At 57.6% G+C, this 18,214-nt stretch carries 11 protein-coding genes and 1 riboswitch; of the genes, 4 read left to right on the forward strand and 7 right to left on the reverse strand.

The window, feature by feature from the left end; translation table 11 throughout:
• Window positions 1–90 precede the first annotated feature (90 nt).
• Window positions 91–278, forward strand: a riboswitch (cobalamin riboswitch).
• Between the two features lie 196 nt (window positions 279–474).
• Both FMN52_RS09910 and FMN52_RS09915 read left to right on the forward strand, forming a co-directional pair.
• On the forward strand, window positions 475–3,240 hold the full coding sequence (locus FMN52_RS09910) for a ribonucleoside-diphosphate reductase subunit alpha (protein WP_148608473.1): 2,766 nt from the start codon (window positions 475–477) through the stop codon (window positions 3,238–3,240).
• Between the two features lie 122 nt (window positions 3,241–3,362).
• The gene (locus FMN52_RS09915) at window positions 3,363–4,421 is read left to right on the forward strand and encodes a ribonucleotide-diphosphate reductase subunit beta (protein WP_148608474.1); all 1,059 of its coding nucleotides are present in this window, start codon (window positions 3,363–3,365) and stop codon (window positions 4,419–4,421) included.
• A 166-nt stretch (window positions 4,422–4,587) separates the two neighbouring features.
• Here FMN52_RS09915 and FMN52_RS09920 read toward each other — a convergent pair whose 3' ends face one another.
• The 4 genes from FMN52_RS09920 to FMN52_RS09935 form a co-directional block, all read right to left on the reverse strand.
• Window positions 4,588–6,303 (reverse strand): diguanylate cyclase, encoded by a 1,716-nt coding sequence (locus tag FMN52_RS09920; RefSeq protein WP_240339448.1) that lies wholly within the window; start codon window positions 6,301–6,303, stop codon window positions 4,588–4,590.
• A 178-nt stretch (window positions 6,304–6,481) separates the two neighbouring features.
• Window positions 6,482–7,924 carry a sucrose phosphorylase gene (gene gtfA, locus FMN52_RS09925; protein WP_148608476.1) on the reverse strand — a complete coding sequence of 481 codons (1,443 nt, stop codon included), beginning with the start codon at window positions 7,922–7,924 and terminating at the stop codon, window positions 6,482–6,484.
• Between the two features lie 40 nt (window positions 7,925–7,964).
• Window positions 7,965–10,238 (reverse strand): glucosylglycerol-phosphate synthase, encoded by a 2,274-nt coding sequence (gene ggpS / locus FMN52_RS09930; RefSeq protein WP_148608477.1) that lies wholly within the window; start codon window positions 10,236–10,238, stop codon window positions 7,965–7,967.
• A gap of 329 nt (window positions 10,239–10,567) precedes the next feature.
• Window positions 10,568–12,670: a molybdopterin-dependent oxidoreductase gene (locus FMN52_RS09935; RefSeq protein WP_148608478.1), complete on the reverse strand. Its 2,103-nt coding sequence runs from the start codon at window positions 12,668–12,670 to the stop codon at window positions 10,568–10,570.
• A 164-nt stretch (window positions 12,671–12,834) separates the two neighbouring features.
• Here FMN52_RS09935 and FMN52_RS09940 point away from each other — a divergent pair, with 164 nt between their 5' ends.
• On the forward strand, window positions 12,835–13,608 hold the full coding sequence (locus FMN52_RS09940) for a CLCA_X family protein (protein WP_148608479.1): 774 nt from the start codon (window positions 12,835–12,837) through the stop codon (window positions 13,606–13,608).
• Between the two features lie 91 nt (window positions 13,609–13,699).
• Here FMN52_RS09940 and FMN52_RS09945 read toward each other — a convergent pair whose 3' ends face one another.
• Both FMN52_RS09945 and FMN52_RS09950 read right to left on the reverse strand, forming a co-directional pair.
• The gene (locus FMN52_RS09945) at window positions 13,700–14,506 is read right to left on the reverse strand and encodes an OmpA family protein (RefSeq protein WP_148608480.1); all 807 of its coding nucleotides are present in this window, start codon (window positions 14,504–14,506) and stop codon (window positions 13,700–13,702) included.
• A 24-nt stretch (window positions 14,507–14,530) separates the two neighbouring features.
• Window positions 14,531–14,908 (reverse strand): DUF4398 domain-containing protein, encoded by a 378-nt coding sequence (locus tag FMN52_RS09950; protein WP_148608481.1) that lies wholly within the window; start codon window positions 14,906–14,908, stop codon window positions 14,531–14,533.
• A gap of 154 nt (window positions 14,909–15,062) precedes the next feature.
• Between FMN52_RS09950 and FMN52_RS09955 the strand changes: the two genes are divergently transcribed.
• Window positions 15,063–15,545 (forward strand): isoprenylcysteine carboxylmethyltransferase family protein, encoded by a 483-nt coding sequence (locus FMN52_RS09955; protein ID WP_240339449.1) that lies wholly within the window; start codon window positions 15,063–15,065, stop codon window positions 15,543–15,545.
• 35 nt (window positions 15,546–15,580) lie between these two features.
• Here FMN52_RS09955 and FMN52_RS09960 read toward each other — a convergent pair whose 3' ends face one another.
• Window positions 15,581–18,202, reverse strand: coding sequence for an EAL domain-containing protein (locus tag FMN52_RS09960; protein ID WP_240339450.1), 2,622 nt, complete (start codon window positions 18,200–18,202; stop codon window positions 15,581–15,583).
• Between the last annotated feature and the right edge of the window lie 12 nt (window positions 18,203–18,214).

The following is an 18,214-nucleotide window of genomic DNA, read 5'->3' on the forward strand; positions in this document are numbered from 1 at the left end:
CCCACCTTGTCCCTTCCAGATATCGTGTATATAGTGTTTCCATCCTTGGTCAAATACCAGATGTAGTGATCAGTGCGTAACCAACTCGGTCAACGTGTGATCATCTTTGGCATTCTGGTATCGGGAATCCGGTGAGACTCCGGAACTGACGCGCAGCGGTATTGGGGAACAAGCGTGGCATCAAGACACTGGCGCAAGCCGGGAAGTCGCCACGCAAGGCCGAATCTATAGATTCACGCCCCTGAGTCCGAAGACCTGCCAGGGAGAAAACTGCACCTTCGCGTTTCAAGGTGAGCAGACCGGACTCAGGCCAGACTCGTAGGTCGGATTAGCGAATGCGTAATCCGACATCCCTGCCTGCGCTAAGCCGCTTTCGTCGGATTACGCATTCGCTAATCCGACCTACGGTGGCGTTCCGTTTCTCTGCCTACGCGATGGTGAAAGGATTCCAACGCGTATTCAGGAGAACACAGCATGTCTGCCTCAGCCCTGGCCGAACCCCGGCCAACCTCGCACACCGATACCGAATCCCTTCAGGTCATCAAACGCAACGGCACCCTCGTGGGCTTTGACCCGTCGAAGATCAGCATTGCCGTGACCAAAGCGTTCCTGGCCGTCGAAGGTGACCAAGCCGCCGGCTCCGCCCGTATCAACGACGCGGTGCACCGTGTCACCGACCAGGTTATCCAGGCCATTGGTCGTCGCCTTAAAGCCGGCGGCAAGGTGCATATCGAAGACATTCAGGACCAGGTGGAACTGGCTCTGATGCGGGCTGAAGAGCAGAAGGTGGCCCGGGCCTATGTGCTTTACCGGGAAGAGCATGCCCGTGAGCGTGCCCGCCATGCCCCGGTGGAGGCCCACCCGCACCTGACCGTGAAAAAGACCAGCGGCGAGATCGCTCCGTTGGATCTGGGTCTGATGAAGCTGCAGGTAGAACAGGCGGCCACGGGGCTGGAAGGCATTGATGGTGATTCCCTGGTGGACGATGCCCTGACCAACCTTTACGACGGCATCGCCGAGGAAGACGTGCTGTCGGCCTTGATCATGACGGCCCGCAGCCGGATTGAGCGGGAGCCGGACTACAGCGCGGTCACCGCTCGTCTACTGCTGGAACAGCTGCGTCTGGAGAATGCGGCTGCCCTGGGCCTGCCTATCAGCCTGCCTCTGGCGGAGATCTACCCTCAGGCCCTGGCGGCCTTCATCGAGGCAGGTATTCGTTATGAGTTGCTGGACGATGCACTTGCCGCTTTCGATCTGGAGCGCCTTGGCGCTGCCCTGAAACCGGAGCGTGACCTTCAATTCGGTTTTCTCGGTCTGCAAACCCTGTACGACCGGTACTTCCTGCACTGGAACAAGGCTCGCCTGGAGCTGCCTCAGGTATTCTTCATGCGCGTCGCCATGGGCCTGGCCCTGCGCGAAGACGACCCCAATGCCCGCGCCATCGAGTTCTACAACCTGTTGTCGTCCTTTGACTACATGGCCTCCACGCCCACCCTGTTTAACAGTGGGACCCGCCATTCACAGCTGTCTTCCTGCTATCTGACTACTGTGGGTGATGACCTGGAAGACATCTACGGCGCCATCCGTGACAACGCCATGCTCTCGAAATGGGCTGGCGGCCTGGGCAACGATTGGACTCCGGTACGGGCACTTGGCTCCCACATCAAAGGCACCAACGGCCAGAGCCAGGGCGTGGTGCCGTTCCTGAAAGTGGTGAACGACACTGCCGTGGCGGTGAACCAGGGTGGCAAGCGCAAGGGCGCCGTATGTGCCTATCTGGAAAGCTGGCATATGGATATTGAAGAGTTCCTGGAGCTGCGCAAGAACACCGGCGACGAACGCCGCCGCACCCACGACATGAACACCGCCAACTGGGTGCCGGACCTGCTGATCGAACGCATGCGTGAAGACCGGGACTGGACCCTGTTTTCACCCAGCGATGCACCGGATCTGCACGACCTGTACGGCAACGCCTTCCGTGAACGCTACGAGCATTACGAAGCCCTGGCCGAGCAGGGCAGGATCAAGCTGTTCAAGAAAATCCCGGCCAAGCAGCTCTGGCGCAAGATGCTCACGGTGCTGTTCGAAACCGGCCACCCCTGGATCACCTTCAAGGACCCGTGCAACCTGCGCTCCCCCCAGCAGCACCGGGGCGTGGTGCACAGCTCCAACCTGTGCACGGAAATCACCCTGAATACGAGCGCTGACGAAATTGCCGTGTGCAACCTGGGTTCCGTGAACCTTGCGGCCCATATCGCCCATGGTGAGATGGATGTGCAGCGACTGGAACAAACGGTAAACACGGCCGTGCGCATGCTCGATAACGTTATCGACATTAACTATTACGCCGTGCCCCAGGCCCGCAATTCCAACCTCAAGCATCGCCCCGTGGGGCTCGGTCTGATGGGCTTCCAGGATGCGCTCTATCAACTGGGCCTGCCGTATTCCAGCCCGGAAGCGGTGGAGTTTGCCGACGTTGCCATGGAGCAACTCAGCTACTTTGCCATCCGTGCCTCGGCTTCGCTGGCGGGTGAGCGCGGCGCCTATGAGAGCTATGAGGGCTCACTCTGGCAGCAGGGCACTCTGCCGATCGACTCCATCCACCTGTTGAAGGAAAACCGCAGGGAAGGGGACTTGTCTGTAAATACCAACGCCCGGCTAGACTGGTCCCCGGTACGCGAACTGATCGCAAAAAACGGCATGCGCAATAGCAACGTGATGGCGATTGCCCCGACTGCCACGATTTCCAACATCGTGGGTGTGTCCCAGTCTATTGAGCCGGCGTACCAGAACCTGTTCGTGAAATCGAACCTCTCCGGCGAGTTCACGGTGGTGAATCCCTCCCTGGTCCGAGACCTCAAGGCCGAAGGCCTGTGGGACAACGTGATGGTGAACGACCTCAAATACTTCGACGGTTCCGTGCAGCAGATCGACCGTATCCCGGATGTGCTGAAAGCCCGCTACGCCACTGCCTTCGAGATCGATGCGCGATGGTTGGTGGAAGCCGCCGCCCGGCGCCAGAAATGGCTCGACCAGGCCCAGAGCCTGAACCTGTACATGGCCGAGCCCAGCGGTAAAAAGCTGGACGCCCTGTATCAGCTGGCCTGGGAGCGTGGCCTTAAGACCACCTATTACCTGCGCTCCCTGGGTGCCACCGGCGCCGAGAAAACCGCCCCGGTCGCCGCGCCGCAGCCCCAGGTGTGCAGCATCGACGATCCGGACTGCGAAGCCTGTCAGTAAGTTTTGGTGCCGTAGGTCGGATTAGCGCAGCGTAATCCGACAACCAAGCCAGAGTTCAGGAACTAAGTCGGATTACGCTGCGCTAGTCCGACCTACGATGAATTGAATGTGAAGGTAAGAAAATGCTCAATTGGGAAGACGATCAGATCACTCAGAATAGACCCGAAGCCCCAGCAGCCCCGGCTCCGGTCAACGTCGACGACAAACGCGTCATCAACGGCGAGACCGACATTAACCAGCTGGCGCCATTCAAGTACCCCTGGGCCTGGGAGTACTTCATGAACGCCAACAAGAACCATTGGACGCCGCTGGACGTGAACATGGCCCAAGACGTTCACGACTACCACCACCGGCTCACCGCACCGGAAAAACATGTGTACGAGAACGTGCTGGCCTACCTCACCACCTCCGACATCCTGGCCATGCGCAACATCGGCCTGGCGGTGATGGAGAAGATGAGCGCGCCGGAACTGCAGATCTACCAGGCCCGGCAGGTGTACGAGGAGGCCATGCACACCTGGGCCTACCAGCACTGCATCGAAACCCTGAACCTGGACCAGAGCGAGATCTACAACCGCTACCGGGTGGTGCCCGCCATCAACGGCAAGATCCAGATCGCCAACCGAAGGCTGGACGCCGCCATGCGCCCGGACATGAACCTGCGCAACAAGGACGACCTGCAGGAATTCATCATGTCCTACCTGTTCTTCGCGGCGGTGTTCGAAGGCACCTGGTTCTACAACGGCTTCAGCCCCATCTTTGCCCTGCAGCGCCGGGGCCTGATGCGCGGCACTGGCGAACAGCTGCAGTACATCCTGCGGGACGAGGCCATGCACTTCTCCTTCGGCTTGAAGGTGGTGAACCAGATCGTAGAGGAGGAAAAAATTACTTTCGACCCGAAAGCCGTGCGTGATATGTGGGACGAATCCGAGGCCGCCGAGAGAGCCTATGCGGACTACATCCTGCGCGATCCGATTCTCGGTTACTCGGCGGAATATCACAGCGAGCAGTTCCGCTTCGTGGCCAACCGCCGTGCCCGTACCGTGGGCCTGGAAGAGCCGTTCCCGGGTGCGAAGAATGTTTCGCCCTGGCTGGACGAGCAGGCCACCCTGCGCAAGGAGAAGAACTTCTTCGAGACACGGGTGATTGAATACCAGACCGGGGCTCAGTTGGAGTGGTAGCGGATTAGGCCCGGAGTGCAGCGAAAGGTGTCGCAAAACTCCGGGGACAACTGCCACTGCTCCATGTGCCGCAAGCTCCATGCGGCGGCTTTCCGAACTTGTGCAAAGGTACGAGTCGATTCAAAACCGGAAGTCTATGCTCTACAAGGGCTGGCTGATTAAGACGTCAACTACTCTTTTCAGGTGGCGGTGAGCGTCTCTTCGGCTCGTCCGATGTGCTGCCAATGCAGACCTGATTCCGCCCCTGGACCTTGGCCTGGTAGAGCCTCTGGTCGGCCGTTGCAATGGCGTGCTCCAGGGTGACGTGTTCGGAATGGCGGCTGGCGACGCCCACGCTGATGGTGCATTGGATTACTTTGCCGTGGTCATTGATCACCAGTTGCTCAACACTCCGGCGGTAACGTTCGGCCACTTTGTGGGCTTCGGCCTGATCTGTCTCCGGCAGTAACAGAGTGAACTCCTCTCCTCCCCACCGAGCGAGGAGATCGCCATGGCGACGAGAGCGATCAAGCTCGCTGGCAATTTTTTTCAGAATTCTGTCGCCAGCGGCGTGTCCGTATCGATCGTTGATACTCTTGAAGTTATCGATATCGATCATCGCCACACAGATGTTCCGATGGTTTCGTGTGACCAGACTCCAGAGTGACTGCGCAACAGGCAAAAAACCGCGCCGATTGTTCAGGCCGGTCAGCAGATCAACCTGGGCCGTTCGTTCGGCTATCACACGGGCATCGACGTTTTTACGAACAAGATCGGCCAGGGCCAACATCAAAAGCATGGCGTCCACCACCATGCCGATGTCCACGGCGTAATAGCCAACCTGGGTATAGGAAATGGTACCGGTTACCGTAAGAGCGGTAATGGTAGCACCCACGGCGGAGGCCAGAGTGCCCAGCATAAAATACCGTGCAGACTCGTTGCCGGACATCCAGCTCGACACTCCCATATACAGCATCAATACACTGAACACCGGCACGATCAGGAATGCGAGGCGCAGTGCCGGGCCCTGTTCGTTTAGTGCGAAACAGATGCCAAATAGCACGAAGTAAGATATGCACAGGACCTGGATGACTCTGTGAAGTCGTGGGCGGTTGAGTTTGGTGCGGAGAAAATTTGTTGCAAACGCCAGTCCGGAGCTGGCGAAACACAGCATCAACAGGGGAGGCGCCCACTGCTGCCAGACGACCGCCTCGGGCCAGAGCAGGACCATTCCGATCCCGTTGTAGGAGGCCGTCATGGCTACAAACGTGCCCGTGTACAGTGAATAGTACAGGTAACGCCGCTGCCGAAGGCTGACAAACAGCATCAGCGTGTAGGCGGAAAGTGCGAACATAAGGCCGTAGACGAAACTGTAGAATGCGGTTTGTGCCTGCTCTTGGTTGTGGCTACTGGCAATGCTCGAAAAATAAAGCGGCAGTTTCATGGGGTCCGCCGTTTCCACCCGCACCAAAAGACGCGTCTTGCCGGGTGGAAACGAGTAATCCGCGCTCGGCAGGCGCTTGGCAAGGGAGCGTTCATTCAGCGCAATACGGTCACCGGCAACAAAGTGCTGCAGCAGACGGTTGTCAGCCAACAGGAAGAAATCCACATGCTCGAGCCAGCCGGTTCCGACGGACACGCGCCGTACGATGGTGTCGTTGGTTGAATTGATAACGTTAGCCACCACCCAGACCGCCTCGGAATTGATGCCACGGGTTAATACACTGGATTCGGGCTTTTGCAGAACAGCGGGATTTCGACGGATGAGGGACTGCACGTCATCAAATGAGAGAGGCTGCTCGTGTTCAACCAGAAAAGCCATGCGATCGACTATGGAGCCCTGATGGTCGGTTTGCGCGTCGATAACCGGAACCAAGCCATCACCGGGAGGCGATTCAGCCAAAACGTGTGTCGCCAGACCCAGAAGTGTCAGGAGGAGAAAGAGAAGGCCCTGCGATCGCACTATGCAATGTACTCGTTTTCGCCGAATTGGCTAGAATATAGGCAAATTCGGAACTTGTCATATGTCATGCTGATCAAGACCAGCCGGAGTGCGGTCGTCAGAGTACAGTCAGTGCCGCCTAGCACTCCAGGCGCTTTCTCTCCCCGGACTCCACGTCGACGTATTCAATCTTTACGGTCTTGAAGTTCAGATCGACAAACAGGTGACAGTAGAAATCACCATGGCGCCAGGCCATGGCCACGCTGGAGTCATTGGAGTAGTTCAGCTCGAAATGGCCATCAAAGGCCGGATAGTTGCTGCGGAACTTCATCAGACTCAGCAGGCGTTGTACCACCGGTTTTTGCATCTCCTCGTCCACTTCTTCGAGGGTGTAATAGTGCCGGTTGATATCCCGCAGCTCGCCGGTCTGTTCCATCAGTTCATGATCGTTGCACCCGGCCAGCAGGCCAACGTAATACACCTGAGGAATGCCGGGAGCGAAGAACTGGATCGCCCGGGCGGCGATGTAGGCATCGTCGTTTTGCATCAGGGCATCGTAGAAGGTGCAGGTTAACTGGTAGATCGCCCCTACACTGTGAATGTTCGCCGCTGATCGGCGCAGAATCGGGTCGGCACTGCGTGCGTCTATGTTGTCGATGAGTATTCTTATTTTTTCATCCGGTAGCACCCCTTCGACATCCGGTATGCAGATGCCATCGTGGGTATCCAGCACCGTCACCATGTTACGCGGACACATGCGTAGCCAGTTTTTCAGGTAGGTGCTGTTCGCATCCAGCAGCGAGTAGAGAAGCAGGGGTGGCAAGGCAAAACCATAGGGATGCATGTTGCGCCGGCTGATGGCGTACTGGTAACTGGTGTGATCGTGCACCTCTGGCAGGCATTCAGCTCCATGCTTGAGGGCCACCTCGTTAATCCAGTCCAGAATCCGGTAAACCTCCGGTTCCACGAGGAAACAACTGGTGCCGATGCGTTTGGTGGTGTAGCCAAACGCATCCAGCCTCAGCAGGTTTACGCCCTTGGAGGTGAGAAATCCGATGTAGCTCTCCATCAGGCGATAGGCCAGATCGGAATCGTAGTTCAGGTCGATCTGCTGTTCGGTGAACGTGCACCAGACCCGGGTTTTGGTGCCATCGGCCAGCGTCACTTCCCGGAAAGGTTCCTTTTCCTTGCGGATATGAATCTTGGCCATGTCGTCCGGGGAGATCTCGCCATACTTGTCGACGTGGACAAACAGATCGGCGTGTTCCGAGTCGAATCCCTTGGCGATGAAATCGCGGAACTCCGGCGACTCATCGGAGATATGATTGACGGTCAGGTCCACACACAGGTCGTATTTCTGTGTAAAGGCTTCGATGTCATCCCAGGTTCCGAAGTCAGGGTCCACTTCCTTGTGGGTGAGGGGGGAGAAACCGCTATCGGCGTTCGAGGGAAAGAACGGCAGAATGTGAAGACCGCCGATGGCCTCCGAGAGGTGTTTTTCCACCATGGTGTGGAGGTCTTTGAGATCTTTACCAATCCGGTCCGGATAGCAGATCAGCTGCACTGCGTTTTTGAGCAGCATGGCGTTGCTCCTGGTTGTCAGCTTATAGGTGGCGGCCAGTTCAGGCTGCGTTTTTCCCCAGCGGTACGATCTTCTTTAGCTTGGTGTCACGCCGCTCTTCCACAGCCTCTATAAACTCCCGGCCCCAGTATTCGATGTCATATCGACACACGGCCCCATATGCCTCGGCCAGTCGGCTCTGGGCTTCGCTTCGGCTCATGGCCAGCGCGTAGTAACAGGTGTCGGCCAGATCCTGTGGATGGTGGGGGTTGGCCAGGATGGCGCCCCGCAGTTCGGCGGCGGCGCCGGCAAATTCCGAGAGCACGAGCACCCCACGGCCTTTGGTCAGCCCCTGGGTGGCGATGTATTCCTTGGCGACCAGGTTGAGACCGTCCCGAAGGGGGGTAATCCACATGACATCCGCCATGGTGTAATAAGCAACCAGTTCCTCGAACGGCAGGGCGCGGAAGAAGAACTGCACCGGGGTCCAGCCCACCTGGGCAAACTGGCCGTTGATACGCCCCACGGTCTGTTCGATCTGGGCCAGCAGTTCCTCGTAGATGGTCATCCCTTTCGCAGCCGGCACGCACACCATCATCAGGGTGACTTTGGTTTCCAGTTCAGGGTGCTCGGTCAGCATGCGCTCGTAGGCGTGGAGTTTCTCGAGGATACCCTTGGTGAAATCGAGTCGCTCCACGGAGAGAATCAGTCGTATGTCGTCCAGTTCTTCCCGAAGGCTTTCCATGCGGGCGATAACGTCGTTATCAGTCAGGGCGTTTCGAACCCGGCTCAGGTCGAGACCAACAGGGTGAGCCCCGAGACCGATCGTCCGGTCATTGATCTTGATCTCGGTGCTCATCTCATCCAGTCCCACTGCACAGCCATAAGTCAGAAAACGCGGTGCACATCCGGCCCGTTGGGTCACTTCCAGGGGTGTAACGCCGCGGGCCACGTCAACAAAGTTCTCGGCTTGCCGTGGAATATGGAATCCGATGTGATCGCACTGCAGCAGGCTGCCGATAATCTCCCGGCGCCAGGGCAGCACGTTGAATACATCGGCCGAAGGAAAGTAAGTGTGGTGAAAGAAAGCGATAGTGACATCCGGACGCAGTTCCCGGAGGAATGCCGGCACCATCCACAGATTGTAATCGTGGATCCAGACCACGGCGTTCTCCGCCGCCTCAGCTGCGGTGCGTTCAGCAAAGAGCCGGTTTACTTTCAGGAATACCTGCCAGTGATCATCCCGGAACGTGGCCCGTTCCCAGAAGGTGTGCAGGGTTGGCCAGAAAGCTTCTTTGGAGAACCGTTTGTAGAAAATATCGACATCTTCCGCGCTTAGCGGTACTCGGGCGGCGACCAGTTTTTCATAGCGGCCGGTGTCGACTTCGGTGTGAGTCTGGAAAGGCCCCAGATCAGGGTCATCGATGGACCATGCCACCCAGGAACCGGCCTTGCCGTCGGCAAAGAAGCTCAACAGGGTAGGGATGATGCCATTCGGAGATCGGGGCCGGCGCCGTATCAGTTCTCCGTTCTCGATCACCTCTTCGTAGGGCAACCGGTGGTAAACGATGACCAGGTCGGATTTGCCCGAGCGCATGGGATCCGGAATCTCGGCATCGATACCGGCATGACCGAGGAAACCGAAGTGTTCGAAGGCCTCCAGAATGCCGCCACAGCCGGTGGCCTCGGCATGGAACACCCGTGCCTGGAGCTCGGTCTCCTCGAGCAGGCCGGTCTCGGAGGCACCGACACAGACACCCTTGAAGCTCTGCTGGTACATCGACAGGTCGTTCAGAGTGTCGCCTGCCACCAGGACCGATTCAGGATCCGCCTCCAGGTGTTCAACCAGGCGAGTCAGGGTGCTGCCTTTATTGACGCCACGGGGCAGGATGTCCAGGTATTTGCTGGCAGAGAACAGGACTTCGCAGGACAGTTCGTCTGCCTTTTCGATCAGGCCTTCACCAACCGCGGAAACGTCGCAGAAATAGGAAACCCGGCGTTCCTGGGGCACTTCCTGACGCTGCAGACCTGCAAACGAAGAAAGTGCCGCTTCGACCACCTGTTCACCTGGCCAGATCCGGTCAATCTCGCCCTGTAACGGTTGGATGGCCTGCTGGGACTCGCCGTGCACCACAGTGCAGCCAACGTCGCAGATAATGTAGTCAGGCTGGGGAATGGTGGGGTCTGAGAGAAGGGGCAATACCGACTCCAGCCCTCGACCAGTCACGAACACCAGCTGGATTTCCGGGTGGGCCGAAATCAGCTGGTACAGCCTGAGACGATCGCCCGGATCACCCGCAAGAAAGGTTCCGTCGAGATCGGTGGCAAGCAACATGGTGGTGCACTCCTGTGTGAGTGTTTCCTTTTGTCCAGTGGTTCAGCGCACCGATGCACAGAGATGGGTAACCACTCAGTGAAGGCAAAGCGCATTGCTGAACCGGGGACCCTGGTCAGAGTGCTTGCAGGTTTTGTACCGTGCGATGACGAGAAATGGCGGGCTTTGTGCAGAAAACGAACAAATTACAGTGTAAAAACAAGGTGTTGTAATGAAATGGGAAGCGCCGGCCAGGGTCAGAATGACCAGCGCATATCGGTCGATATTGGTGCGGTAAGATGCGGCATGCGTTATTTCGGGGCTTTGTCAGGGCCCCGATATCGGTGTGTTTAACCGGCGCTTACCGCTACCTGTGTTCCGTTGAAGGCGGCGTTGCCTGTCAGAGAGTCAATTCGTTGGGAGTCCGTCACATCGTTCATGCTGGCACCAGGTTGCGACTCCGCAACCGACATGCGGGTGTCGGCGCGGTTATGGCCCCAACCCTGGGGAATACTGATCACCCCTTCAAACATATCGTCGTCGATCTCGACCGGCAGCCGGATGTTACCGGTCACCGAGCGGACCTCTGCCAGTTGGCCGTCTTCAAGGCCGAGCCTGCCGGCATCAGCGGCGTTCATCTGCAACGTGCACGGGTTCTTGCCTTTTACCAGCCGGTGGGAATTCTGGGTCCAGGTGTTGTGGCTTCGGGGCAGGCGGCGGCTGATCAGGGTGAAGGGATAGTCGCTGTTCTGATTTGCCTGCAACAGGCCCGAGTCATTCAGGCGTTTCAGATCGTCCAGGTACAGCTCCGGGGCAATCCGGATCTTGCCGTCCTCGGTCTGGATGCGCTGCTCCAGACAGGGCTGCAACGGTCCCAGGTCCACGCCATGGGGGCTGGCTTTCAGGGTCTCCAGGCTCATGCCCTCTTTGCCGTAGGCGCCGTGTTTCAGGCCCAGATCCAGCATTGCTTCCGGGGTCACGCCGTCGTCTTCCAGGCCGGTCAGCTGCAGGGCCAGATCCCGAAGAATTTCCCAGTCGTGTTTCTGGTTCGGTGCTTTCTCGAACATCGGTTCGGAGAACTTGGCGGTGTTGCGAACCGCGAAGGAGTTGAAGAAGACATCAAAGTGGGGCACTTCCAGTCCGGTCGTGGCCGGCAGGATGATGTCCGCATGGCGGGTGGTTTCGTTCAGATAGATATCCACCGACACCATGAAATCCAGCGCATCGAAGGCTTCTTCCAGGCGAGCTCCGCCGGGTGCCGATAGCACGGGGTTGCCGGCGACGGTAATCATCGCGCGAATCTGTCCCTCGCCCGGGGTCAGGATCTCATCAGCCAGGGTAGCGACCGGGAACTCGTTGTTGAAGTAGGGCAGTTTTCGCACCCGGGACTCATAACGGCCATAAGAGCTGGGCTTGCCCTTCTTGTCCCGCACCAGATCAAAGGCCGGCTGAGGGAACATGGCGCCACCGCGGCTATCGAAGTTGCCGGTGAGAATGTTCAACACGTTGTTAAGCCATTGGCAAAGCCCCCCGAATGACTGGGTTGAGGCGCCCATACGGCTATAGCAAACGGCGCTTTTTGCGGCGGCCATATCTCTTGCCAGCTTTCGGATCGCCTCCGCGGTCATACCGCAGGCATCGGCCACGGTCTCGGGCGAATAGGGTTTGACGGCCTGGGCCAGATGCTCCAGTCCGTCGATCCGGTCCTCCAGGTGGCCCAGGGTTACCAGCTGTTCCTCGAACAGGGTGTGTACCATGGCCAGCATGAACAGGGCATCGGTTTCCGGGCGGATAAACAGGTGCTGGTCGGCTTTTTTGGCGGTTTCAGTACGACGCGGATCCACCACCACTACCTTGCCACCCCGTTGCTGGATGGCTTTCAGCCGTTTACCCACCCCCGGCGCGGTCATCAGGCTGCCGTTGGAGACAATCGGGTTGGCGCCAATGATCAGCATGAAATCCGTATGGTCGATGTCCGGCACCGGAATGAGCATGCCGGCGCCGAGCATGTAATTGGAGGCCACATGGTGTGGCAACTGATCGGCAGAGGCAGAGCTGTAGCGGTTGTTGGTGCCCAGAGCCTTGAAGAACCGCGGCAGCATGATGGCGTTGCCAAAGTTGTGGGCGTTCGGGTTGCCCAGATAAACCCCGACCGCATCCTGCCCATACTCCTGCTGGATGCCCCGGAAACGGGAGGCGATTTCCCCGAAAGCCTCATCCCAGCTGATTTCCTGCCAGCCGTCGGCGGTGCGCCTTATGGGTGTTTTCAGGCGGTCCTTGTCGTTGTAGAAATCCTGGAGTGCGACGGCTTTCGGGCAGATATGGCCATGGCTGAAGGGGTCGTTGTTATCGCCCTTGATGGACAGGATCTCGTTACCCTGATGCTTGATTTCGAGGCCACACATGGCTTCACAAATGTTGCAGGTGCGGTAATGGGTCTGGGTGTCGGTCATAGCAAACACTCGGTCCGGATATTGTCATTATTGGTTCTGGCAGTGTGGCACAAGCCGGCAAAAAATCAGACGGTCATAATTCACATAAAACCGGTCAATCCCGCCAAATAATCTTTCTGGCGACCGCTGAAAGACAGCTCGGTTTTTCATCGTACAATAGCGCCATGGCCAGAACCTTCTACCGCCGGGGCCCGGACCATCGAGCCGGAGCGCCTGTTACGTTTCTCGACGTCCGCCGTCGTTTCCAGTTTCGTTCCATCGAGATTGGCCGCTGGGTCACAGAGCCGGAAAAACAGCGCAGTGCGTCGCTGTTCTACGATGCCCTGTGCGACCTGATGACCATTCTTGGTGGCACCGAGTCGCTGGTTTCCCTGCGTGGCACCCTGGCTTTACAGTATGGCATTGGCGGCCGACCCGGTGTGTCGGCCCACTACACGCCTGCCACCCGCAGTTTCTCCCTGGCCAAGAACGCCGGCCCAGGCAGTATTGCCCATGAGTGGTTTCACGCTTTCGACCATTACATCGGCGAGAAGCTTTTCGGCGAGACCCAGAGAGGCCAGTTTGCTTCGAAACTGTGGTTAAGCCGCGACGACGTGGTCAGACATCCGTTGAATGATCGCCTGCAGGCCTGCTTCAAGGCGATTCTTCTGGATGAAAAAGGCGCAGAGCCGAGTGAGCTCTTTCGATGCTCGGTGCAGGCCGACAAAGCTGCAGGAGTCCAGTATTTCAGCCTGCCAGAAGAGCTTTGTGCCCGGGCCTTTGAAGCTTTTGTGCAGGACAGCGACTGCAAGAATGCCTTCCTGGTGAGCGGAACCCGGGAAACGGAAGAGGCCAGAATGGGGTTGTACCCGATGGGTGATCAACGCAACCGGATCAACTGTGCCTTCAGGGCGTACTACAATGCACTGGGAGCTGCGCTAAGAGCAGCCTGGCGCTAGAGACAGGCGGATCGCAAGGCCACAGATTGCAAAGCCTTCTGATCCGCCAGGTCCCTGTCACCGATGGCTGTGGTCGGTTTGTCCTAACCGGTTATCGGGTACTGATACTGCCGGATTCATCCGAAATGACGATCTCTACCCGTCGGTTCTGTTGTCTGCCTGCACTGGTGTCGTTGGTGGCAACGGGGTAGGCCTCGCCATAGCCTTCCACCTCAATCCGGCTGCCCGGTATTCCCTGATCCATTAGCTCTTGCTGAACCGATACGGCGCGTCTCTCCGACAACTTCTGGTTGTATTCGGCAGCGCCCGTGCTGTCCGTGTAGCCTTCAATGAGTACCCGGCGTTCCTGATACTGCTTCATGAAATCAGCCAGCCGCTCCACGGAGCGCTTGCCTGCATCTTTCAGGTCGGCCTTGTTCAGATCAAAGAGTACATCACCCAACGTGAGTACCATGCCACGCTCTGTTTGCTCAGCTTTCAGCGCCGCCATTTCAGCTCGCAGCGCTTCGGCTTCCATACGGGCCTCGTTCGCCTCATTGGACTTCATTTGCAACATGAGCTGCTTGCGGCGCTCTTCCACAGAACTGATCTCTTCCTCCAGATCCGCACGCTTCCCCTGTTGCAGGGCTATCTCGGCGTGACGCTGTGCCAGATAGGCGACATGCTCGACTTGGTTGATGTCAGCGCCATCCTCCAGCAGAGCCTGGGCTCTATCCAGTTCGAGTTTGGCTTGGCGTAGTTGTGCAGAACCACTGCGCGCTACGTTTGGATCCTGCTCTATTGCCATGTAAGCGCTTCTGGCCTCGTCGACGCTGGCATTCTGTTGAGGGGTGCTTGCACAGCCAACCATCAGTACGGATAGCCCGAGCGCGAAACCGATTGATAATGTAGAGTTCATTTGGCGTGTCTCCTTCCGCCGCGCCTACTGCTGATTTGAATTCAGCTGCTGGCGTAGGTTCTCGATGTTGTTGTTGATTTCGGCAACCGCTCGTTGGGCCTTTTCGGTCTCAGAGCGGGCGCCTGCCAGTTGGGCATCGACCTCGGCTTGCTCCAGCAAGCGTCTGGCTTGGGTGTATTGCTCCTCATCGATAAGAGCGCGGGCATCGGCTACCTTATTCATTGCTTCATTCAGCAATACGGGCTGAAATTGTCGGGCGTCTGAAGCCTCGGCCTGCTTGATGGCGGATTCTGCAGATTGCAGCTCGCTATCGGGTTTCGGCCCCGGTCCGGCGCAGGCAGTCATAAGGGTCGCCAACGCGAGGGTAGTTAGAGTGCGTGGCAGTGAAAGGTGCGGTTTCATATGAGGACCTCCTTGGTTCACAACATGATCCGCAGCGCGACGGCACTAGCCATATTGTCAAATAGTGTAAAATACGCTGTTTTTGAGTATAGCCTACGGCATTCAGTTTGCTACGGACGCATAAATTTCACACAGACTGGGCTCGGAAAAGATTATGGCAACTGACGTGAATGGCTTGAAAGTGCTGGAGCTGAAAATACCCCCGGTTGTACTGGTTTTGATTGCAGCCGCCGGGATGTGGAGTGTTTCAGCTTTGTTCCCAACTCTTTCTTTTGATGTTCCAGGCGTGGTCTGGCTGTCCTCCAGCATCGCACTACTTGGCGTTCTCGTCGCTATCCTGGGTGTGCTGGCCTTCAGGACTGCAGGAACAACCGTAGACCCGAGGGTGCCGGACCAGTCTGAAAGCCTTGTGGTCTCGGGGGTCTATCGACACAGCAGGAACCCGATGTACCTCGGGTTCCTGCTGGTTTTGGTCGGGTGGGCGTTGTTTCTGGGCAGTGTTCTTTCAATGCTATTTCTTGCGGCCTTTGTAAGCTATATGAATCGCTTTCAAATCATCCCCGAGGAGCGGTTTATGGGGGAAAAGTTTGGAGAGTCATATCTCAGGTACAGCAGGGAAGTTCGTCGTTGGCTGTGAAGGCTAATGATTTAACGCGGCCTGGAGTAAGCAATTCAGGTTACCGCTATCAGCCGGTTTACTTCGCTTTCGGCCTCCATCCAAACCTTCAGCTCCTCAAGCGCCTTTGGCGGGCAGATCCAGTAGCCCTGCAGCATTTCCGCCCCCAACTGGTTCAGAAGGCGGGCCGACTTTTCGGTTTCGACGCCCTCGGCCACAACCTGATAGCCCAGGCCCTGGCCCATCCTTATGGCGGTTTCAACAATCATCCTGGCGCTCTCGCTGGATTCGATGTCCTGTAACAGGGCCCGGTCCAGTTTGATTTCGCTGGCGGGCAGTTTCTTGAGATAGGAGAGCGAGGAGTAGCCGGCACCAAAGTCGTCAATCGAGAGCTTCAGCCCGATAGCCGTCAATTCGTTCAGGGCTTTCAGGCCTCTATGGGGATCGTCCATGGCCGCGGTTTCGGTGAGCTCGACGATGACCTGTTCTGCTCGCAGCTGATATCGCTTTATGCGGGTTTCGAACAGGCCTGTCAGTTCCGATGAGCTTAGATCCCGGGCAGAGATATTCACCGAAACGCTCAGAGCCGGATCGAGGCTATGGAGTTCCTTCAGATCGTTCAGAGCCTGATCCACGACCCATCGTGTCAGATGTTTGATCACACCGGTTTTCTCCGCCATCGGAACAAACTCAATAGGCGGCACCCAGCCTCGATCCGGGTGGTACCAGCGGATCAGGGCTTCAACACCCACCACCTTGCCTGTCAGACTGCTGATTTTGGGCTGATAGTGGAGTTGGGTCTGGTTTCTGTGCAGCGCCTCTCGCAGGTCTGACATCAACGTTAGTCGGCTTTCGTCGTAGATGTCGTTCTTCCTGGAATACAGGCCGGTTTGATAGGGGCCGAGGGGCGCCATTTCCATCCCGACATGGGCATTCCGGATCAACAGGGCCGCTTTTTTGCCATGTTCCGGGTAGCTGGCCGCGCCGAACCGAGGATTGGGCTCGATGGCGATGTTATCCAGCAAAACCGGTTCTGCCAGTTGCTTCAGAGCATTATCCAGCGACCTGAAGTCGTCTCCGGTTTTGCTGACATCCACCAGCAGGCCAAAGCTGTCCCCGGACAGCTGATAGACACGCTCCTCTTTACCATCGGAGTTGACGGCAGAGTGCACCATAGGCAGGGCGCCTGCCAGTCTTGTCATCTGTTCGGCCATCGCTTTTAGCAAGCGCTCACTGCGCTCAAGGCCCAGGGTCCGGTTGATTTCTGTTAACTGGGTTACGCGGGTGACCCCCACCAGGTAGCGGCCATTGGGATGCTGTTGCAACTGCTCATCGACCATCCATTCGAACCGGTTCCGGTTGGGAAGACCGGTAACGGGGTCATGGGTAAGTGCTTCGTTTAGCTTGTTCTGGGCCTGGTTCCGGGCTTTTTGCTGCTGAAGGATGTCGGCTTGGGCCTGGATCTTCTGTTCTCTTTCCCGGTACAGGCGGTCCGCCAGGGCAAGGGTCAGAATGAAGGCTTCAAGTCCGGAGCCAATCTGCATGGCGTATTCGGTAAAGAAATTCTCTGGCAACAGACCGAGCGCCCGGCCTGCCGTTGCCGATACCCCCACCGTGAGAGGTGTCCAGGCGATTGTGAAGAACACACCGGCTCGCACACCGGCAGCCCAGGCAACTGGGCCTGCCAGCAGCAGCAGCGAGAAGAACCCGAACGCAGAGACCGCCGCCACCCGGATGCCGGTGTCATAGTTCAAAAGCGGGGCGCTCAGGAAGTACAGGAGTTCGAAAGTCAGCATGGCTTGCAGGGCCCGGTAAAGCCGCGGACTGTGTGAGCGAACTTTCAGGAACTCCATGCAGAACAGGATTGAGAACATCGCCAGGAAGGGGATACTGAGCATCAGCAGATGGGCGTGAAGGGCTGGTGCATCCGGATAGATATGCTGAAGCGTGTAGCCGCGGAGAGCGGCGAAGAACAGGAAATACCCGAAGATGGCCAGGGCGTAGTACAGGTACAGCTTTTCGCGAAGTGTCAGGAACACGGCCAGGTTGATCAGAATGATGACTGCCAGGCTGCCGTAGTAAAAGAAATGCAGTTTCTGCTCGTTGGCAGCGGCCTCGTAAAAATCATTCTGTTGCCATATCCGCAACGGCACGACCATGGTGCCCTGGGTAGCGACCCGAATGTAGAGCGTTTTCAAGGTGTCCGGGGCTACCTGGAATCTCAACAGCATGTTGGGATGGTCTACGTCCCTTGGATAGAAGGGATGGGTGTCGCCGGTCTGGTATTCGCGAAGTACAGTGTCTCCGGAGAGCTCGTGGAACACCACGTCATCGAGCTGGGAGTAGGCCAGCTCCGCGATCAGCAGTTGATCATGTTCTGTATGGTTACGCACCTGAAGTCGCAACCAGTAGGCGGAATCTGTGATGCCGAAGGTGGCCTTGCTGGAGGGTCTTGCCTGCCATGCCGACGCGGGAAGGGCGCGGACAGCTTCCAGGGTGGCTTCGGCACTGGTGTCTTCCCAATACTGGAAATGGCTTTCGATCGGTTCGTCAGGGGCAAGTGTAATCGGGCCGGCATCCGCACGGGCAAACTGGAACGCGCAGGAAACCAGGATCAGAACAAGGATACGCAGAGCATTGTTGAGGATCACGAACAGTAGACCCCGTTTTATCGCCATCAGGCTTTTCTT

The organism is Marinobacter sp. BW6, assembly GCF_008107725.1.
Taxonomy (GTDB): domain Bacteria; phylum Pseudomonadota; class Gammaproteobacteria; order Pseudomonadales; family Oleiphilaceae; genus Marinobacter.

Excerpts from the sequence above, each read along its gene's own strand:
- FMN52_RS09910 (WP_148608473.1), top strand. The coding sequence starts at position 475 with ATGTCTGCCTCAGCCCTGGCCGAACCCCGGCCAACCTCGCACACCGAT.
- FMN52_RS09915 (WP_148608474.1), top strand. The coding sequence starts at position 3,363 with ATGCTCAATTGGGAAGACGATCAGATCACTCAGAATAGACCCGAAGCC.
- gtfA (WP_148608476.1), bottom strand. The coding sequence starts at position 7,924 with ATGCTGCTCAAAAACGCAGTGCAGCTGATCTGCTATCCGGACCGGATT.
- ggpS (WP_148608477.1), bottom strand. The coding sequence starts at position 10,238 with ATGTTGCTTGCCACCGATCTCGACGGAACCTTTCTTGCGGGTGATCCG.
- FMN52_RS09935 (WP_148608478.1), bottom strand. The coding sequence starts at position 12,670 with ATGACCGACACCCAGACCCATTACCGCACCTGCAACATTTGTGAAGCC.
- FMN52_RS09940 (WP_148608479.1), top strand. The coding sequence starts at position 12,835 with ATGGCCAGAACCTTCTACCGCCGGGGCCCGGACCATCGAGCCGGAGCG.
- FMN52_RS09945 (WP_148608480.1), bottom strand. The coding sequence starts at position 14,506 with ATGAACTCTACATTATCAATCGGTTTCGCGCTCGGGCTATCCGTACTG.
- FMN52_RS09950 (WP_148608481.1), bottom strand. The coding sequence starts at position 14,908 with ATGAAACCGCACCTTTCACTGCCACGCACTCTAACTACCCTCGCGTTG.
- FMN52_RS09955 (WP_240339449.1), top strand. The coding sequence starts at position 15,063 with ATGGCAACTGACGTGAATGGCTTGAAAGTGCTGGAGCTGAAAATACCC.
- FMN52_RS09960 (WP_240339450.1), bottom strand. The coding sequence starts at position 18,202 with ATGGCGATAAAACGGGGTCTACTGTTCGTGATCCTCAACAATGCTCTG.